The sequence below is a fragment of the Pantoea trifolii genome (genome assembly GCF_024506435.1).
GTDB lineage: Bacteria > Pseudomonadota > Gammaproteobacteria > Enterobacterales > Enterobacteriaceae > Pantoea > Pantoea trifolii.
This window is the reverse complement of record NZ_JANIET010000001.1, coordinates 1,870,349-1,887,200: the sequence shown is the minus strand read 5'-3', so window position 1 is coordinate 1,887,200 and position 16,852 is coordinate 1,870,349. Positions and strand designations below refer to the sequence as shown.

The window sequence follows — 16,852 nt, the reverse complement described above, 5'->3', positions numbered from 1 at the left end:
GCGTTATATTCCAATAATGTCTCTCTGAGCAGTTTATATCAGGAAAATGATCTTCCAGATCTGCATTTCACCTATTTATCCTGATATAATGCCACGCAGCGAGATTTAACACTGATTTACAACTTTGTATAACGGCATTAACCCTACCTATTGCAAGTATTTCAGCGTGCAGAAAATGCTTGCCCTGTTGGACTGATTCAGCCAAATTAGTCGCCGTTTTTCCTTTCTAATAACAATGTTGCGCGGGATTACCCAGCCCGACGCAGACTTAATTCCTGTCGCAAAACAGGCTATGTTAAAACTGAGGTACACGTGTCAACTGCAAACAAACACACTGACGGGGCGCCAAGCCTCAACGCTTTTAAGCAACCAAAAGCGTTTTATCTGATCTTCTCCATCGAACTGTGGGAACGTTTTGGTTACTACGGTCTGCAAGCCATCATGGCGGTTTACCTGGTTAAACAGCTGGGCATGTCCGAAGCGGACTCCATTACGCTGTTCACCTCGTTTAGCGCACTGGTTTACGGTTTAGTCGCCATCGGCGGCTGGCTCGGCGATAAAGTGCTGGGTACAAAACGCGTTATCGTGCTCGGCGTGATGGTGCTGGCGCTGGGTTATGCGCTGATTGCCTTCTCCGGCCATGACACCTCAATGGTGTACATCGGTATGGCGACCATCGCGGTGGGTAGCGGCTTGTTTAAAGCTAACCCGTCTTCTTTACTGTCGACCTGCTATGAGAAAGATGACGCGCGCCTCGACGGTGCCTTCACCATGTTCTACATGTCGATCAACATCGGTTCGCTGTTCTCGATGATGCTGACGCCGTGGCTGGCTGCGAAATATGGCTGGGGCGCGGCGTTCTCGCTGTCGGTTGTCGGTCTGGTCATTACGCTGCTGAACTTCCTGTTCTTCCAGCGCGTGGTGAAAAACTACGGCTCCAAGCCGGATTTTGCCCCGCTGCAGATGGGTAAACTGCTGATGACGCTGGTTGGCGTGGTAGCGCTGATTGCGCTGGCGGCCTGGCTGCTGCATCACCAGAGCATCGCGCGTATGACGCTGGGCGTCATCGCCGCGGGTATCGTGGTGATCTTCGCCAAAGAAGCTTTCGCGTTGAAAGGTGCGGCACGCCGTAAGATGATCGTGGCCTTCCTGCTGATGGTCGAAGCGATTGTGTTCTTCGTGCTCTATATGCAGATGCCAACCTCACTCAACTTCTTCGCTATCCGCAACGTTGAGCATGCGATTCTCGGCATCACCTTTGAGCCAGAGCAGTTCCAGGCGCTGAATCCGTTCTGGATTATGCTGGCAAGCCCGATTCTGGCGGCAGTGTATAACAAGCTCGGCGATAAAATGCCGATGCCACACAAATTCGCCTTCGGTATGGTGCTGTGTTCAGCGGCCTTCCTGGTGCTGCCGTTTGGTGCCAAATTTGCCAACGAAGCCGGTATCGTCTCGGTGAACTGGCTGATCCTCAGCTATGCGCTGCAGAGCATCGGTGAGCTGATGATTTCCGGCCTGGGCCTGGCGATGGTGGCACAGCTGGTTCCACAGCGCCTGATGGGCTTCATCATGGGTTCCTGGTTCCTGACCACCGCCGGTGCAGCAATGATTGCGGGTAAAGTCGCCAACCTGATGGCAGTACCGAGTGATGTGACCGATCCGCATACTTCGCTGGCAGTTTACAGCCATGTGTTCCAGCAGATTGGTATTGCTACCGGCGTGATTGCCCTGCTGATGTTGATTACCGCGCCACTGCTGAACCGCATGACGCAGGATGACAGTCAAACTGAACTGAAACGCGCTAACGCCAATCAGTAATCAGATAGCCGGGCTTGTCCCGGCTTTTTTCTGCCCGCTATTCACATTTCCTTTAACGATTTCTGCTGCTCACACTTCGCTTTTCGCTCACTTAACTTCATGATGTCGGCTCACTGTTAATCAGCGTGGAAGAAGCATGGACAGGTTTGATGAGCTTGAGGTGTTTGTCGCGGTTATCCAGCAAGGCAGTTTGGCTGGCGCCGCGCGTTTGTTACAGCGATCGCCACCGGTGATCACTCGCACTCTTAATACCCTCGAAGCCCGTCTCGCCACCACCCTGATTGAACGCACCACCCGCCAGCTGGCACCCACCGAAGCCGGTTGGCAGCTGTTTGAGCAGGCGCAACGGGTGTTGAGCGATTATCAGCGCGCCATCGACAGCGCTCACCACAGCGGCCTGCATGGCTTGCTGCGTTTAACCGCACCGGTGCAGTTTGGTCGTCGCCACGTCATGCCCTTAGTGAATGCCTTTCTGCAACAGCATGCGGAGATGCAGATTGAAGTGGTGCTCAGCGACACCTATCAGGACCTGATCGAAAACGGTCTTGATATCGCGCTGCGCATTGGCGAACTGCAGGACTCTTCGATGGTGGCGCGTCAGGTTGGCACGGTGCGTTCAACGCTGGTTGCCAGCCCCGACTATTTGCAACAGGCTGGCACGCCTCTTCATCCCACTGAACTGACTCAACATGCGTTAGTGACGAGCCTGCGCCATACGCGCGAGTGGCGCTTCGTCCAGGATCTGCGCGTGCGCATCACGCCGCGTCTGCGGGTTAATGATGTGGAGAGCCAGCTGGAAGCGTTGCGCAGCGCACACGGCATTGGACGGCTGCTGTCGTATCAGGTTCTCGACGATATCCACAGTGGAAAATTGCTGCGTTTACTGCCTGAATGGGAGCCGGCCCCGTTGCCGGTGCAGTTAGTCACCCAGCGCGTGAAGAATATGACGCCTAAAGTGCGGCAATTTTGGGATTTTGCGCTCGAAAAGCTGCCATTACTGCCATGCTTTGCTGAATAAACCTGAACGGTGACCGCAATTCCTGATCGCTGTCACTGGCAAAAATCCCTGGCAGACTTATGCTGCTTCGATCACCACAACACTCAAGGAGAAGCCATGATGAAACTCTATTGTAAGCCCGGTGCCTGTTCGCTATCACCGCATATTGTCGCGCTGGAATGCGGACTGGACTTTACCCAGGTGAACGTGGACCTGCAGAAGAAAGTGACCGAGCAAGGAGAAGATTACTGGCAGATTAACCCGAAAGGACAAGTGCCGGCGCTGCAGTTTGATGATGGCAGCATCCTGACAGAAGGCGTGGCGATTGTGCAGTATCTGGCGGATCTCAAGCCGGATCGCAACCTGCTGGCCCCGACCGGCAGCCTGACGCGCTATCACACGCTGGAGTGGTTAAGTTATGTCAGCAGCGAACTGCACAAGGGTTTTAGCCCGCTGTTCCGTCCTGATACGCCAGAAGAGTACAAAGCCATTGCGCGTGCGCAGCTGGAGAAGAAATATCAGCAGGTGAATGAGGCGTTGCAGGATAAGCAGTGGCTGCTGGGATTACGCTTTACCGTTGCCGATGTGTATCTGTTCGTAGTGACGCGCTGGGCTAAAGCCATCAAGCTGGATTTAGCGGGACTGGATGCGCTGGAAGAATGGTTTAGCCGGGTTGCGGAACGTCCAGCGGTGCAGGCGGCGTTGAAGGCGGAGGGTTTGATTTAATACTGTCGTAGGGTCGCCATTCATGGCGACCTGGATTGCAGGTGCGCATTCATGCGCACCTAACAAGGAATTTACAGCTTTTCTGCCGCGAAATGCTGCGTCGGTTTGGCAATTGCATCCTGCGCGGCCACCAACTGCAATTCGTACTCGCCCATTTCGTGAGTTTTCAGCATCACTTCATACACCGCCGCCGTGATGTGCTCCAGCGCATCCTTTAACGACTTACCGTGCAGCAGATCGACCAGCAGCAGGCCGCTGGTGAGATCGCCCACGCCAACCGGCTGACGCACGCCAAAGTCCACCAGCGGACGGCTGATGTGCCAGCACTCATCGGCGGTCACCAGCAACATCTCAAAGCGGTCGCTGCGGCGTCCGGCGCGCGCCAGATGCTTCACCAGCACCACTTTCGGGCCTTTGCTAATCAGTTCTCGTGCCGCCACCACCGCTTGCTCCACGTTGGCCACTTCATGCCCGCTAAGCATCTCCAGCTCCAGCAGGTTTGGCGCGATGATGTCGCTGGCGGGCAACGCCATTTTGCAGTGAAACTCCGCCACGCCCGGCGCCACGATGCAGCCTTTTTCCGGATGGCCCATCACCGGATCGCAGAAGAACCATGCGTTCGGGTTGGCTTCTTTCACCAGGCGCACGATCTCCAGAATCTGTTCGCCCTGCTCCGCCGATCCCAAATAGCCACTTAATACCGCATCACAGGTCTTCAGGCGGTCCACCGCCGCAATGCCTTTAACGATGTCGGTCAAATGTGTGGCGGGCATCACGGTGCCGGTCCAGTGACCATATTGGGTGTGATTAGAAAATTGCACGGTATTCAGCGGCCAAACGTTTGCGCCCATGCGGCGCATCGGGAATTCGGCAGCGCTGTTACCGGCGTGTCCGTAAACAACGTGAGATTGAATTGCGAGAATATTTTTCATTTTGCCCTGTACTGCTGTCTTGCCATAAAAAAGGGCCGGAACCCGGCCCTGAACGCTTACTGCCAGTTAATCAGGCAGTAATGTTTTTTACCGCGACGCAACAACGTGAAACGTCCAAACAGTTTATCGCTGTCGCTGAAACGGTACTCCGCATCTGACTGTTTTTCGCCATTGAGCGAGACCGCGTTAGAACCGATCATGGTGCGCGCCTGGCCGCGTGATGGCACCAGCTCAGCCGCCACCAGCGCCTGCTGCAAGTCGTCTTCTGCCGTCAGCGTGATGGTGGGCATGCCGTCCTGCGCCAGCTGCTCGAAGTCTGCTTCGGTCATCGCGCTGAGGCTGCCGGAGAACAGGCTCTCGGTGATGCGTTTTGCCGCCGTTAAGCCGCTTTCGCCGTGCACCAGACGTGTCACCTGCTCAGCCAGCACGTACTGCGCGCGTGGCGCTTTGCCGCTGTTTTTGTCTTCTTCTTCCAGCGCATTGATCTCTTCAATGCTCATGAAGGTGAAGAACTTCAGGAAACGATATACGTCTGCATCCGCCGTGTTGATCCAGAACTGGTAGAACTTGTAAGGACTGGTTTTCTTCGCATCCAGCCATACCGCGCCACCTTCGGTTTTACCGAATTTGGTGCCGTCAGATTTAGTGATCAGCGGTACGGTCAATCCCCACGCCTGCTGCTGATGCAGACGACGCGTCAGATCGATACCGGAGGTAATGTTGCCCCACTGATCGGAACCGCCAATCTGCAGCACCACATCGTGACGTTTGTTCAGCTCTGCAAAGTCATAACCCTGCAGCAGGTTGTAGGAGAACTCGGTGTAGGAGATGCCCTGATCTTCACGGTTCAGACGCTGTTTCACCGCTTCGCGGTTGATCATCTGATTCACTGAGAAGTGTTTACCGATGTCGCGCAGGAAGGTCAGCACGTTCATGCCGCCAAACCAGTCGTAATTGTTCGCGGCAATCGCGCTGTTGTCGCCGCAATCGAAGCTGAGGAAAGGTGCGACCTGGTTGCGGATCTTATCGACCCACTCGCCAACGGTTTCAGCGGTGTTAAGTTTACGTTCTGCTGCTTTAAAGCTGGGATCGCCAATCAGACCGGTGGCACCACCCACCAGCGCAACCGGCTTGTGTCCGGCATCCTGAAAACGCTTCAGGCAGAGCAGCGGCACCAGATGGCCCAAATGCAAGCTATCAGCGGTAGGATCGAAGCCGCAATAGAGTGCAATTGGCCCTTGCGCCAGTCGCTCTGCTAACGCTTCTTCATCCGTTACCTGGGCGACTAAGCCCCTTTCTTGCAATTGTTGTATCAGGTTACTGCTGGTCATCACTGACTCCAAATTGATCAGACTGCACCTAGGCTGGTACACAGCTTTCCGCCGACGTGCGGAGACGAAAAAAAAGAGGGCTATAGCATAAAGCGCTGACGCCAACTGCGCCAGCGTTGAAAGGGGATAAAACGCAGTTTTACGGGGCTAAACGGTCAATCGACCAGCCATTATCATTACGCTGGTAGAGGAAGCGATCGTGCAGGCGATGTTCGCCGCCCTGCCAGAACTCCACGGTGTGGAATTTGACGCGGTAACCGCCCCAGAAACTCGGCAGCGGCACGTCACCCTGCTGGAATTTCTGCTTAAGCTCGAGGAACTTGCCTTCCAGCACGCCGCGCGCAGAAATACGGCTCGACTGCTTCGACACCCACGCACCAATCTGGCTATCACGCGGGCGACTGCTGAAGTACTTCAGCACCTCGAGGGGCGACAGTTTTTCCACCTCGCCCAGTACCATCACCTGACGCTCCAGGAAATGCCACGGGAAGTGTAGCGAAATACGCGGATTCTCTGCCAGCTGCAGCGCCTTGCGGCTGCCGAGGTTGGTATAGAACACCATGCCTTGCTCGTCGTAGTGCTTAAGCAGCACGATGCGCTGATAAGGCTGGCCGCTGCTGTCAACGGTAGCCACCGTCATCGCCGTCGGATCCGGCAACTGCGCGGTGCAGGCTTGCTGCAGCCACTGCTCAAACAGCGCCAGAGGATTATCGGGCAGATCTTTACGTCGCAGCCCGCCGCGGGTGTATTCACGACGCAGATGGGCAATATTTTGCAAGCTGTCACTGTCGCTCATGCTGTTTCTCTTTCTCTAACGTTTACTGAGCGGAGGTATCCGCGTTCTGCAATTCACAATCATTAATCACGATTTTGTTATTACGTTCAACAAAAGCGCCATTGCCTTTTGACCAGAAGACGTAAGTGCCGTCGCTGTAGCGCGCGCCAGAGGCCGAGACCGTTTGTGTCAGCGTTAGCGGCTTGCCATCCAGAATAAAACTCACCTGCTGCTTCGCATTATCCTGGGTGACCGTCAGCGGCAAGGTGCCGCACTGATAGCGCAGCTGTTGTGGAGTCTCTTGCTGTTTATGCATCATGCCGCAGCCACTCAAGATCGCCACGCTACTCAGCACCATAATTGTTTTTTTCATCTTCACCTCTTAACGAATAGGTCGGGGATTGGCCGGAAAAATCGCGCCCAATACACTCATCTCCCGCGCGCCGGTTACCGCTGGCAGGTTGCCCGGTAAGCCATTTAATGTACGAAACGCCAGCCAGGCAAAGGCCAGCGCTTCCATATCATCCCCGCTGATGCCCGCTTCGTCGGTGGTACCCACTTCAGTACCCGACAGATGCGTGGCGAGGCGCGCCATCAGCAGCGGATTTCGGCTGCCTCCGCCACACACCAACAGACGATCGCAACCGTCGTTGAGCTGAACCTGCTGCGCGATGGTCAACGCCGTCAGCTCAGTCAACGTGGCTTGCACATCTTGTGGTGCCAGCGCCGGGAAACGCTGCAACTGCTGCTCAATCCAGCTGAGATTGAAATATTCGCGTCCGGTGCTTTTTGGCGGCGGCAGCGCAAACCACGGATCGCCCAGCATTAACTCCAGCAGCGCCGGAACCACCTGACCGCTGCGCGCCCAGGCGGCATCTTTATCGTATGGCAAACCTTTGTTGCGCCAAATCCACGCATCGATCAGCATATTGCCCGGACCGGTATCAAAACCGCGTACCGGCTGGCCTGGAATCAATAGCGACAGATTGGCGATGCCGCCGATGTTCAGCACCATGCGGCGCTCGACGCTGTCCATTAACAGCGCCTGATGGAAGGCCGGCACCAGCGGCGCGCCCTGCCCGCCGAGCGCCATATCGCGACGACGAAAATCACCGATCACCGTCACGCCGGTGGCCGCCGCAATCTGGTTGTTATCGCCAATTTGCAGCGTATTGGGCGCATCACTTTGCGGCTCATGCCACACCGTTTGTCCGTGGCAGCCAATCGCCATAATGTCGCTGGCTTCCAGCGACTGCTGGTGCATCAAGGTCAATACCGCCTCGGCGAACAGTTTGCCAAGCCGCGTGTCCAGCTGCCCGAGCTGCGATAGCGTCAAGGATTGTCCCTGACAAATGGCCAACACCTGCTGGCGTAATTCCTGCGGAATGGGATGACAATAGCTGGCCTGCTGCGCCACCATTTGCCCATCAATGGCCGCCAGTACCACGTCCACGCCATCAAGGCTGGTGCCGGACATCACGCCAATATAGCGTCCTGATTTCATAGCGGTTCACTCCCTTAACATCATCTGGCTTAAGCCTGGCAAATTACCGGGGCTAATTCTATGATAAAATTCCGCTTTTCAGCGTCACTGCGCAGTCTGTTCCAGCTCAGAAATATTTTCTGCAGGTAATTGAATTTTTGTTGATGGGAGACGGTCTATGCTTCGCCCCAGCCGCGTATTATACGGACTTAGAGTCATTTGCCAGTTTTCTGTCTTATACTCTGTGCAGTACAGGATGAGAAATATGGCGTTTATTTGCATTAAGGAGCGTTCTGATGATTAAGCGTTTTGTAGCCGTGGCGTTGACCGGCTTAACTCTGGCAGGTTGTGCCAACGACAGCACCCTTTCCGGTGACGTTTACAGCGCCAGTGAAGCTAAACAAGTACAAAGTGTTTCCTACGGCACGCTGGTTTCGGTTCGTCCGGTGAAAATCCAGGGCGGCGATGAAAACAACGTGATTGGCGCAATTGGTGGTGCAGTGCTGGGTGGTTTCCTCGGTAACACCATTGGCGGCGGCAGCGGTCGCAGTCTGGCAACCGCAGGCGGTGCGGTACTCGGTGGCGTAGCCGGTCAGGGCGTGCAGGGTGCGGTTAACAAATCTGACGGTGTCGAGCTGGAAATCCGCAAGGATGATGGCAACACCATCATGGTGGTGCAGAAACAAGCTGCCACCCGTTACTCGGTTGGCCAGCGCGTCGTGATGGCGTCAAACGGCAGCCAGGTTACCGTTTCGCCACGTTAAGCGAGTAGATAAAAAAAACCGACGCCTGGCGTCGGTTTTTTTATTTCTCGCGGTTGTGAAACTCGAGAATATTTTTTTCCAGCCGCGCAATCAGCGTCACCATCTGATTAATCTCTTCCAGGCTGATGCCGGAAAGAATGTCATCGCGCGTGGCATCAATCACATTCTCAACCTGCTCGATGATCGGCTCAGCCTGTTTGGTCAGCTTGATGCGCTTGGCACGGCGATCGTTGGCGCAGGTCGCGCGGGTGATTAATCCCTTCTCTTCCAGCTGATCCAGCGTGCGCACCAGTGAAGGCTGCTCAATGCCAATGGCTTTTGCCAGCTGAATCTGAGACTGCTCTGGCGGGAGTTGATGAATATTGTGTAGCGTCACCCAGTGTGTTTGTGTCAACTCAAGCGGTTTTAAACGCTGATCGATTAACGCGCGCCAAATGCGCACCAGGCGAGACAGATCGGTTCCCAAGGGCGTATCCATTGCATCTCCTTATAATTAGCTTGCTAGCTATTAAGCCAGATTTTACACTATTCTGCGAGTTTACCTGGCAAATTACAAATACCAGGCCTGCATATACGCTTGCCGTCTACGCTCTATTAAGATGATTCCCGGTCAAAAAGGATGATGACACGTGTCCCTTACCGCTTTTTCCCCCAGCGCCCCGCTTACCGACCTGGTGTTCAGTGCGTCGCTGTTTTTCCCGCCGCTGTTTAAAGCGGTGTTACTCGGATTCTTTTTCTGGTTGTTGATTCACCCGCTGATACGCGGCTGGATCTACTCCGGCGATGTCTGGCATCCCACCTTAATGGACCTTTCCCTGTTTGTATTGTGCGTTGCTGGCGCATTGTGGTTACTGAGCCTCGGATAAATCACTATGAAATTCAACCCTTTTAAGTATTTTTCAACTGTAGTGATCTTTGCGCTGGCCCTGCTTGCCGGATGGTGGATGTGGAATTACTACATGCAATCGCCGTGGACGCGGGATGGCAAAGTGCGCGCCGAGTTGGTGGATATCACGCCGGAGGTGTCCGGGCGCATCATCGCTCTGGAGGTGCGTGACAATCAGTTCGTGCATAAAGGTGACGTGCTGCTCAAGCTTGATCCGGTGCCGTGGCAAATTGCGCAGGCCAATGCCGAAGCGCAGCTAGCCAAAGCGCAGGCCGATCTGGCTAAAGCGCAGCATGAAGCCAATCGCCGCGCCAGCCTGCCGCGCAACGTCATTTCAGCGGAAGATATGGACGCCGCGCGCTTAACCGCCAATGCCGCTGCATCAACGGCGAAAGCGGCGCAGGCCAGCCTCGATCAGGCGCGCTGGAACCTCGATCAAACTACCATTACCGCGCCCACCGATGGCTGGATCAGCAACCTAACACTGCGCACCGGCAACTATGCCAGCGCTGGTACGCCGCTGTTTGCGCTGGTCGACAGCCACTCTTATTACGTGATGGGCTATTTCGAAGAGACCAAGCTGCGCCATATTCAACCCGGCGCTGCGGCGCAGATTGTGTTGTACAGCAACGGCGCGCGTTTGCAGGGCAAAGTGGAGAGTATCGGACGCGCCATTTACGATCAAAGCGTCGCCAGCGATGGCGGTTTGGTGCCGGATATCAAGCCTAACGTGCCTTGGGTGCGTCTGGCGCAGCGCGTGCCTGTGCGCATTCGCTTGGATACGTTGCCGGAAGGCGTGCCGCTAGTGGCGGGCACCACCTGCACCATCTCGATCGCGCACTGAGGCTGTGATGAATTTTCAGTGGCTGGCCTGGCAAAATCTGCCGTGGATAAAAGCAAGCTGGGCCGAGTGGCGCTACGCGCTGCGTAATGGCATTGCGATGTGTCTCGCCTTGACCATCGCCTATGCGCTGCAACTCGACGAACCCTACTGGGCCATGACATCGGCGGCGGTGGTGAGTTTTCCCACCGTCGGCGGTGCCATCAGTAAAAGTCTGGGCCGCATCGTTGGCAGTTTGCTCGGTGCCAGCGCCGCGCTGCTGATTGCCGGACACACGCTAAACGAGCCCTGGCTGTTTGCCTTTTTCATGGCCGGTTGGCTGGCGTTCTGCACCTGGATCGCCAATCACTACCAAAACAATGTGGCCTACGCGTTTTCGCTGGCGGGATATACCGCCGCCATCATTGCCTTTAGCAGCGTCAACATCACCGATGTCACTCAGCTGTGGGATATCGCCCAGGCGCGCGTGTGCGAAGTGATCTCCGGCATTCTTTGCGCCGGATTGATGATGATGATTCTGCCCAGCACCTCGGATGGCAACGCGCTGATGAGTTCACTGCGTCAGATGCACGCGCGTTTGCTGGATCATGCGGTGTTATTACTGCAGCAAGGCAGCACCGATAACGTGCGCACCGCCCATGAAAATGTCATTAGCCAGATTCTCACCATGAACCTGCTGCGCATTCAGGCGTTTTGGAGCCACTATCGCTTCCGCCGCCAGAACAACGTGCTGAACTATGTGCTGCACCAGCAGCTGCGTCTGACCAGCGTGCTCTCCAGTCTGCGCCGCATGTTGCTGAACTGGCCCGATGCGCCGCCTGAACTTTACGATGCCATGGCAAAACTGCTGCACGAATTGGCGCAGCCGCACTGCGACAAATACCGTCTGGCGCTGATTTTGCGCGGCATCACGCCATCAGCAACCGGTGATTACCGGCAACGCGCCTTTGTCCAGCGACTGCGCTATTTTTGCTGGGTCTATCTCAACGTCAATCGCTGGATTCGCCTGATTGAACGCGCCGATGCCGATACCCGTTTTCAACCGCCGTATGCGCCATCGCTGGCGCGCGAAAGCGACAGTGCAGAAGCCGGCTGGAGCGCACTGCGTACTTTTAGCGTCATCATGCTGGGCTGCGCCTTTTGGATCACCACGCAATGGGATTCCGGTGCCGCCGCCCTGACGCTCACCGCCATCGCGTGCGTGTTGTACTCTTCCGCGCCTTCGCCCAGCGGCAGCGTCTCGCTGTTACTCAAAACCTTGCTGTGGCTGTCGCTGTTTAGTTTTGTGCTGCAGTTTGGCTTGATGGTGCAAATCAGTGCGCTGTGGCAGTTTTTGCTGGTGCTTTTCCCGCTGTTACTCACCTTGCAGTTGTTCAAACTGCAGCAGAAGAAACGCGCGGGAATGTGGGGGCAATTCATTGTATTTATGGGATCCTTTATCGCCGTCACCAATCCGCCGGACTGGGATTATCAAAGCTTCCTCAATGACAATATCGCCAAGGTGTGCGGCGTACTGCTGGCGTGGCTGGCGTTTCAGGTGCTGCGTCCCAGTTCCGATGCGCGCCGCAGTCGTCGGCATATTCGCGCCCTGCGCCATGCGTTTCTTGATCAGCTACGCCGTCATCCGCGCCTGAGCGAAAGCCACTTTGAATCGCAGATTTATCATCATATTAGTCAGCTCAGTAACAGTCGTGACGAGCAGGCGCGCGTGTGGCTGCTGCGCTGGGGCGTGGTGCTACTCAACTGTTCCCACATTGTCTGGCAGCTGCGCGAATGGCAGCCAACGTCGGCTACGCTAGGGCAAATGCGCGACAGCAGCCTGCAGGATCTACAACGGATTATGAGCCTGCGCGGCGTGCATCACACCGCGTTGCAGGCCACGCTCGATGAGCTGGAAACTATGATTAACCAGCTGCAGCAGCAAGCGGAGAGCGAAGCCAATACGCTGGCGGGTATTTTGTGGCGCCTGCGCTGCTCACTCGCCCAGTTGGCGCAGGCGGTGCCAGATTGATTACTGACAATATTGCGTGGTCTGGCGATTAAAATCATCCTGCAACTGCTGCAGCGATTTCTGTCCTTCGAAGCGGGTTTTGTCTTGATCGGACATCGGTTCAATCACCAGCGCCTTCTCTTCTGAAGAGTAAACAAAGCGGCGATTTAATTCGGTACCTGTAAAACTTTTACCGCGAATGCTCCCGCAAACGATCGTCATGGAATGACGATAGATCGCAGTAGTGATGAAATTTGTTTCACTTGCACTGCGAAGCACATTTTGGCATCCCCTGGTTTCCAGCTGCTTAAGAGTGCGTTGCGTTAACCATTCACGACCACGGGCGATATTTTCACAATCTGCACGTAGAGGATTGGTATCAATTGTCCACTGAAGCTGCCGACTCGCATCCAACCTTAATTGTGTATCGTTGGGTTGATCGCATCCCACCAGCAATAAACATAACAACATCATCCCACGCGCTTTCATTCCCACCCCTGAAGGTTTTATACCTGAATCAATATCATAGGACGGAAAAACCGCTGAGAGTAGCCAGAAAATGGGTCAATTTTTTTCAAAGGAAGGAAATCAGGGCGACAAGCAGCTGCCGCCCAGGAGTTTAAATTACGCCGCAGGCAAAACGCGCCCCCCCGCCGCCGAGCGGTTGCGGATGGTCGGCATGATTATCGCCGCCCACATGCACCATCAAGGCTTTACCTTTGATTTCACTCAGGGATTTGATGCGTGGCGCAACCACCGGATAATTCGCCTTGCCATCTTCGGTTACAAACAGCGCGGGTAAGTCGCCAAGGTGACCATCGGCGTACGGACCAAGATGCTTGCCGGTTTTTTGCGGATCGAGATGTCCGCCCGCCGCACCGGCCGCCACCGTTTTACCGTCCGATTCGCCCGGTTCACAGCTGCCTTTAGCATGCACGTGGAAACCATGAATGCCCGGTTTAAGGCCGCTTAACGCTGGCGTAAATTGCACACCGTACGGCGTTTCGCTGATAGTGACTTTGCCAATTGCCGCCCCGATGCCTTGCGCGGTGGTTTCATGCAGCGTGACTTCTTCTGACGCCGCCTGCGCGCCTGCGGCGCAGGCCAGAGCCAGCATAACAATGAGGATTTTCTTCATAACGTCTCCTTACGGTTAGATTCTCTGTAAGCCTGGACTGCTTTCATCCAGGCTGCCGTAATTTGACGCAGCTTTACGCTTTAGGGCACATCGTAACCGATGGCGGCTTTGCGGATGCGAAACCATTGCTGGCGATCGAGGGTTAACTGGCATGCGCCAACCGCTTCTTTCACCCGTTCAATTTTGCCTGATCCAATAATTGGCAGCGGACGGCTTGGCAGCTTCATCACCCATGCATACACCACTTGCTCAATATTGCTGGCACCAATCTCCTGCTTCACCTGCTCCAGCTCATCGCGCAACGGCTGATAGTGCGGATCGTTAAACACGCGACCGCCGCCGAGGCAGGACCAGGCCATTGGGCGGATGCGGTTTTGCTGGCACTGATCAAGCGAGCCATCCAGCAGCGACGTTTGCTCCAGCGGGGAGATTTCCAGTTGATTAGTGACCAGACTGAATGGCAAACGCGATTGCAGCAGCGTGAACTGAGACGCGGTGAAGTTGGAGACGCCAAAATGGCGCACTTTGCCGCTCTGATGCAACGCCGTAAAGGCTTCGGCAATTTCATCCGCGTCCATCAACGGATCCGGACGATGAATCAGCAGCAAATCGAGGTAATCGGTATTGAAATGGCGCAGCGAATTCTCGGCGCTGTGCAGAATGTGGCTGGCTTCAGTGATGTAGTGACCAATACGGTGTTCAGGTTTAGCGCGCGTCGCAATGCCGCATTTAGTGACGATTTGCAGCTTCTCACGCAAACCTGGCGCCAGGCGCAGTGCTGCACCAAAGGCGGCTTCACATTGGTAATCGCCGTAGATGTCGGCGTGATCGACAGTGGTAATGCCCAGCGCTAAATGGTGCTCAATAAACTGCACCACTTGCTGCGGCGTCATGCCCCACTCCATTAAACGCCAGTAACCGGCAATCAGCGGTGAAAAGGACGGTCCCTGCGGTGCAATAGCCTGCGGTTGTAACATGGTTAAACTCCCTAAACACGATTCCAGATAACGAAAACGGGAGTATAACGAAAAGGCAGATCGTCGTTTTCTTAAAACAGTTCCGGTTGTTGTGGATCATGATCTTCATCGACTTTTTGCTGGCGCTGCAGGCGCAAAAAGCGTTGCCGGCACAAGCGCAGCACATCGCGCTTTTGCGCATCGCTGAATTTCATCCAGTTAAAGCGCTCTTCCCGGCTGCGTAAACAGCCACGACAATAGCCACGCGCGTCGCTCTGGCAAATGCCGCGACACGGGCTGGGAACGGGGAAGAACTCTAGTTGCTCGACCACATGCACTCCGCAATTAACATCTCAAATCACATTGATAACAGCTTAATGACATTGAGCAAAGAGTATACGGGCATTGCGCATAATCAAGCCATCGCGGCATTTCGTTACGCCTGTTTACCAAAAAGCCAGCATTTAAAGGATTTGGATTGCTTACGTTTAATCTTCGTTAAGGTTTTCCTCATCTTGTCTTCATACGATTGTCACATTACCTCTTACCGTTGAGTTTTCATGAGATTCCCGATCACCTTTCAGTGCGGCACCAACGGATTTAACCTTATTGCCGCCCTGTTTTTCGCATTATTCATGAATGCCCTGTTCTTGCTGCGCGCCTGGGAAATGATCCCTTACGATCACTTCCACGATTATCTGTTCGCCGCCAGTATTCCGCTGGTGCTCGCCTCGGCTTTCTATTTTCTCTTCTCGCTAGCTGCCTGGCCTTATCTGCGCAAGCCGTTGCTGATTGCGCTGGTATTAGTCAGCGCCGCCGCCAATTACTTCATGCACAGTTTTGGCACGGTGATCGACACCAATATGATTCAAAACGTTTTTGAATCCGATCCGCAGGAAGCCGGCGCGCTGATCAGCAGTCGCTATCTACTCTGGATGCTGTTGATGGGAATGGTACCGGTGGTGCTGATTTGCGGCGTGCGCATCAATAGCGGCGCGCGCTGGTGGTGGAATCTGCTGCAACGCCTGACGGGCGCACTGGGCGCAATATTACTCATCTTGCTGATGGCGGCGCTGTTTTACAAAGATTACGCCTCGCTGATTCGCAACAATAAAAATCTGATCAAGATGATTACTCCGGCCAACGTGGTTAGCGGTACTGGCCACTATGTCGATCAACGCTATCTGCAAGGTAGTCAGGAACTGGTAAAAATTGGCGAGGATGCCCACAAAGGCCCATTAATCTCCGCAGCAACCAAGAAAACGCTGGTGGTGTTAGTGGTGGGTGAAACGGCGCGCGCCGAGAATTTTTCGCTGGGTGGTTACGCGCGTGACACAAATCCGCAACTGAAAAAACAGCAGGTGATTTACTATCCCAACGCCAGTTCCTGTGGCACAGAAACCGCCATTTCGGTGCCCTGCATGTTCTCCAATATGCCGCGCGTGCATTACGACGCGAATCTGGCGCATCATCAGGAAGGCGTGCTCGATATCCTGGCGCATGCCGGCGTGAGCGTGCTGTGGCGCGAAAACGATGGTGGCTGCAAAGGTGCCTGTGATCGCGTGCCGCACACCGACATGACGCAGTGGAACCTGCCGCAATATTGTCACGACGGGTTTTGCCAGGATGATGTGTTGCTGCATCGTCTTGATAACTATGTTGATAGCCTGCATAACGACGGCATTATTGTGCTGCATCAAATGGGCAGCCACGGTCCAGCCTATTATCAGCGTTATCCGGCTGAGTTCCGCCGTTTTACGCCCACCTGCGACAGCAAACAGATTCAGGATTGCGATCATCAGGCATTGGTGAATACCTACGACAACTCGCTGCTGTATACCGACGCCATGCTGAGCCGCACCATCGATAAGCTCAAAGGCCTGAGCGATCGCTTCAATGTGGCGCTGGTTTATCTCTCCGATCACGGCGAATCGCTTGGCGAGCGCGGGATGTATCTGCACGGTGCGCCTTATATGTTTGCGCCCTCACAGCAAACTCACATTCCTCTGCTGATGTGGATGTCACCGGGATACGCGGCGGCGAATCACATCAATGAGGCCTGTTTGCGCCAGCAAGCCGCCGACGCAAAGGTGTCGCAAGATAATCTTTTCCATACGCTTTTAGGCATGTTCAACATCCAGACGCAGCAGTATCAATCGCAATTGGATATGAACAGATCGTGCCAAACCGCCGCCTGAGGGTTGCGCTAGACTGA

The 16,852-nt window shown here is 54.9% G+C and carries 18 protein-coding genes; 8 read left to right on the top strand and 10 right to left on the bottom strand.

Annotation, left to right across the window (positions count from 1 at the left end; genetic code table 11):
* The first annotated feature begins 312 nt into the window (after positions 1 to 312).
* The 3 genes from dtpA to gstA all read left to right on the top strand — a co-directional run bounded on the left by dtpA (position 313) and on the right by gstA (position 3,541).
* On the top strand, positions 313 to 1,818 hold the full coding sequence (dtpA, locus tag NQH49_RS08805; protein ID WP_256696347.1) for a dipeptide/tripeptide permease DtpA: 1,506 nt from the start codon (positions 313 to 315) through the stop codon (positions 1,816 to 1,818).
* A gap of 136 nt (positions 1,819 to 1,954) precedes the next feature.
* Complete coding sequence (locus NQH49_RS08800) at positions 1,955 to 2,836, top strand: LysR family transcriptional regulator (protein WP_256696346.1); 882 nt, start codon at positions 1,955 to 1,957, stop codon at positions 2,834 to 2,836.
* Between the two features lie 99 nt (positions 2,837 to 2,935).
* Positions 2,936 to 3,541: a glutathione transferase GstA gene (gene gstA / locus NQH49_RS08795; RefSeq protein ID WP_256698401.1), complete on the top strand. Its 606-nt coding sequence runs from the start codon at positions 2,936 to 2,938 to the stop codon at positions 3,539 to 3,541.
* A gap of 71 nt (positions 3,542 to 3,612) precedes the next feature.
* Here the strand turns inward: gstA and pdxY are convergent, their stop codons facing one another.
* From pdxY to anmK, 5 genes are all read right to left on the bottom strand, one after another.
* Complete coding sequence (pdxY, locus tag NQH49_RS08790) at positions 3,613 to 4,473, bottom strand: pyridoxal kinase PdxY (protein ID WP_256696345.1); 861 nt, start codon at positions 4,471 to 4,473, stop codon at positions 3,613 to 3,615.
* A 56-nt stretch (positions 4,474 to 4,529) separates the two neighbouring features.
* Positions 4,530 to 5,804, bottom strand: a complete 1,275-nt coding sequence (gene tyrS / locus NQH49_RS08785; protein ID WP_154194163.1) for a tyrosine--tRNA ligase — start codon at positions 5,802 to 5,804, stop codon at positions 4,530 to 4,532.
* A gap of 139 nt (positions 5,805 to 5,943) precedes the next feature.
* On the bottom strand, positions 5,944 to 6,600 hold the full coding sequence (gene pdxH, locus NQH49_RS08780) for a pyridoxamine 5'-phosphate oxidase (RefSeq protein ID WP_176971533.1): 657 nt from the start codon (positions 6,598 to 6,600) through the stop codon (positions 5,944 to 5,946).
* Positions 6,601 to 6,622: 22 nt separating this feature from the next.
* A complete protein-coding gene (locus NQH49_RS08775; RefSeq protein ID WP_256696344.1) occupies positions 6,623 to 6,952 on the bottom strand; it encodes an MliC family protein in 330 nt (109 codons plus the stop codon).
* A 9-nt stretch (positions 6,953 to 6,961) separates the two neighbouring features.
* Positions 6,962 to 8,083 carry an anhydro-N-acetylmuramic acid kinase gene (gene anmK, locus NQH49_RS08770; RefSeq protein ID WP_256696343.1) on the bottom strand — a complete coding sequence of 374 codons (1,122 nt, stop codon included), beginning with the start codon at positions 8,081 to 8,083 and terminating at the stop codon, positions 6,962 to 6,964.
* Between the two features lie 275 nt (positions 8,084 to 8,358).
* Between anmK and slyB the strand changes: the two genes are divergently transcribed.
* Complete coding sequence (slyB, locus tag NQH49_RS08765) at positions 8,359 to 8,826, top strand: outer membrane lipoprotein SlyB (RefSeq protein ID WP_008110282.1); 468 nt, start codon at positions 8,359 to 8,361, stop codon at positions 8,824 to 8,826.
* 40 nt (positions 8,827 to 8,866) lie between these two features.
* Here the strand turns inward: slyB and slyA are convergent, their stop codons facing one another.
* Entirely contained in the window at positions 8,867 to 9,304 is a 438-nt protein-coding gene (slyA, locus tag NQH49_RS08760) for a transcriptional regulator SlyA (RefSeq protein WP_007892783.1), read from the bottom strand.
* 151 nt (positions 9,305 to 9,455) lie between these two features.
* Here slyA and NQH49_RS08755 point away from each other — a divergent pair, with 151 nt between their 5' ends.
* Genes NQH49_RS08755 through NQH49_RS08745 form a run of 3 tightly spaced genes read left to right on the top strand, consistent with a single transcriptional unit; the run spans position 9,456 to position 12,564 of the window.
* Entirely contained in the window at positions 9,456 to 9,692 is a 237-nt protein-coding gene (locus NQH49_RS08755; protein WP_256696342.1) for a DUF1656 domain-containing protein, read from the top strand.
* 6 nt (positions 9,693 to 9,698) lie between these two features.
* Positions 9,699 to 10,556 carry an efflux RND transporter periplasmic adaptor subunit gene (locus NQH49_RS08750; RefSeq protein ID WP_256696341.1) on the top strand — a complete coding sequence of 286 codons (858 nt, stop codon included), beginning with the start codon at positions 9,699 to 9,701 and terminating at the stop codon, positions 10,554 to 10,556.
* Between the two features lie 7 nt (positions 10,557 to 10,563).
* Complete coding sequence (locus NQH49_RS08745; protein WP_256696340.1) at positions 10,564 to 12,564, top strand: FUSC family protein; 2,001 nt, start codon at positions 10,564 to 10,566, stop codon at positions 12,562 to 12,564.
* On the opposite strand, the gene NQH49_RS08740 is transcribed toward NQH49_RS08745, so the two are convergent.
* The 4 genes from NQH49_RS08740 to NQH49_RS08725 form a co-directional block, all read right to left on the bottom strand.
* The gene (locus tag NQH49_RS08740) at positions 12,565 to 13,032 is read right to left on the bottom strand and encodes a hypothetical protein (RefSeq protein WP_256696339.1); all 468 of its coding nucleotides are present in this window, start codon (positions 13,030 to 13,032) and stop codon (positions 12,565 to 12,567) included.
* A 130-nt stretch (positions 13,033 to 13,162) separates the two neighbouring features.
* Positions 13,163 to 13,681, bottom strand: coding sequence for a superoxide dismutase [Cu-Zn] SodC (gene sodC / locus NQH49_RS08735; protein ID WP_256696338.1), 519 nt, complete (start codon positions 13,679 to 13,681; stop codon positions 13,163 to 13,165).
* An 80-nt stretch (positions 13,682 to 13,761) separates the two neighbouring features.
* Complete coding sequence (locus tag NQH49_RS08730; protein WP_008110294.1) at positions 13,762 to 14,658, bottom strand: aldo/keto reductase; 897 nt, start codon at positions 14,656 to 14,658, stop codon at positions 13,762 to 13,764.
* A gap of 71 nt (positions 14,659 to 14,729) precedes the next feature.
* On the bottom strand, positions 14,730 to 14,969 hold the full coding sequence (locus NQH49_RS08725) for a DUF1289 domain-containing protein (protein WP_256696337.1): 240 nt from the start codon (positions 14,967 to 14,969) through the stop codon (positions 14,730 to 14,732).
* A 228-nt stretch (positions 14,970 to 15,197) separates the two neighbouring features.
* On the opposite strand from NQH49_RS08725, the gene eptA reads away from it, so the two are divergent.
* A complete protein-coding gene (eptA, locus tag NQH49_RS08720) occupies positions 15,198 to 16,835 on the top strand; it encodes a phosphoethanolamine transferase EptA (RefSeq protein ID WP_256696336.1) in 1,638 nt (545 codons plus the stop codon).
* Positions 16,836 to 16,852: the final 17 nt, after the last annotated feature.

Coding starts and splice junctions, on each gene's coding strand:
- slyA (WP_007892783.1), bottom strand. CDS start 9,304: ATGGATACGCCCTTGGGAACCGATCTGTCTCGCCTGGTGCGCATTTGG.
- slyB (WP_008110282.1), top strand. CDS start 8,359: ATGATTAAGCGTTTTGTAGCCGTGGCGTTGACCGGCTTAACTCTGGCA.
- eptA (WP_256696336.1), top strand. CDS start 15,198: ATGAGATTCCCGATCACCTTTCAGTGCGGCACCAACGGATTTAACCTT.
- NQH49_RS08750 (WP_256696341.1), top strand. CDS start 9,699: ATGAAATTCAACCCTTTTAAGTATTTTTCAACTGTAGTGATCTTTGCG.
- NQH49_RS08730 (WP_008110294.1), bottom strand. CDS start 14,658: ATGTTACAACCGCAGGCTATTGCACCGCAGGGACCGTCCTTTTCACCG.
- NQH49_RS08745 (WP_256696340.1), top strand. CDS start 10,564: ATGAATTTTCAGTGGCTGGCCTGGCAAAATCTGCCGTGGATAAAAGCA.
- anmK (WP_256696343.1), bottom strand. CDS start 8,083: ATGAAATCAGGACGCTATATTGGCGTGATGTCCGGCACCAGCCTTGAT.
- NQH49_RS08800 (WP_256696346.1), top strand. CDS start 1,955: ATGGACAGGTTTGATGAGCTTGAGGTGTTTGTCGCGGTTATCCAGCAA.
- pdxY (WP_256696345.1), bottom strand. CDS start 4,473: ATGAAAAATATTCTCGCAATTCAATCTCACGTTGTTTACGGACACGCC.
- sodC (WP_256696338.1), bottom strand. CDS start 13,681: ATGAAGAAAATCCTCATTGTTATGCTGGCTCTGGCCTGCGCCGCAGGC.
- pdxH (WP_176971533.1), bottom strand. CDS start 6,600: ATGAGCGACAGTGACAGCTTGCAAAATATTGCCCATCTGCGTCGTGAA.
- gstA (WP_256698401.1), top strand. CDS start 2,936: ATGAAACTCTATTGTAAGCCCGGTGCCTGTTCGCTATCACCGCATATT.
- NQH49_RS08740 (WP_256696339.1), bottom strand. CDS start 13,032: ATGAAAGCGCGTGGGATGATGTTGTTATGTTTATTGCTGGTGGGATGC.
- NQH49_RS08775 (WP_256696344.1), bottom strand. CDS start 6,952: ATGAAAAAAACAATTATGGTGCTGAGTAGCGTGGCGATCTTGAGTGGC.
- tyrS (WP_154194163.1), bottom strand. CDS start 5,804: ATGACCAGCAGTAACCTGATACAACAATTGCAAGAAAGGGGCTTAGTC.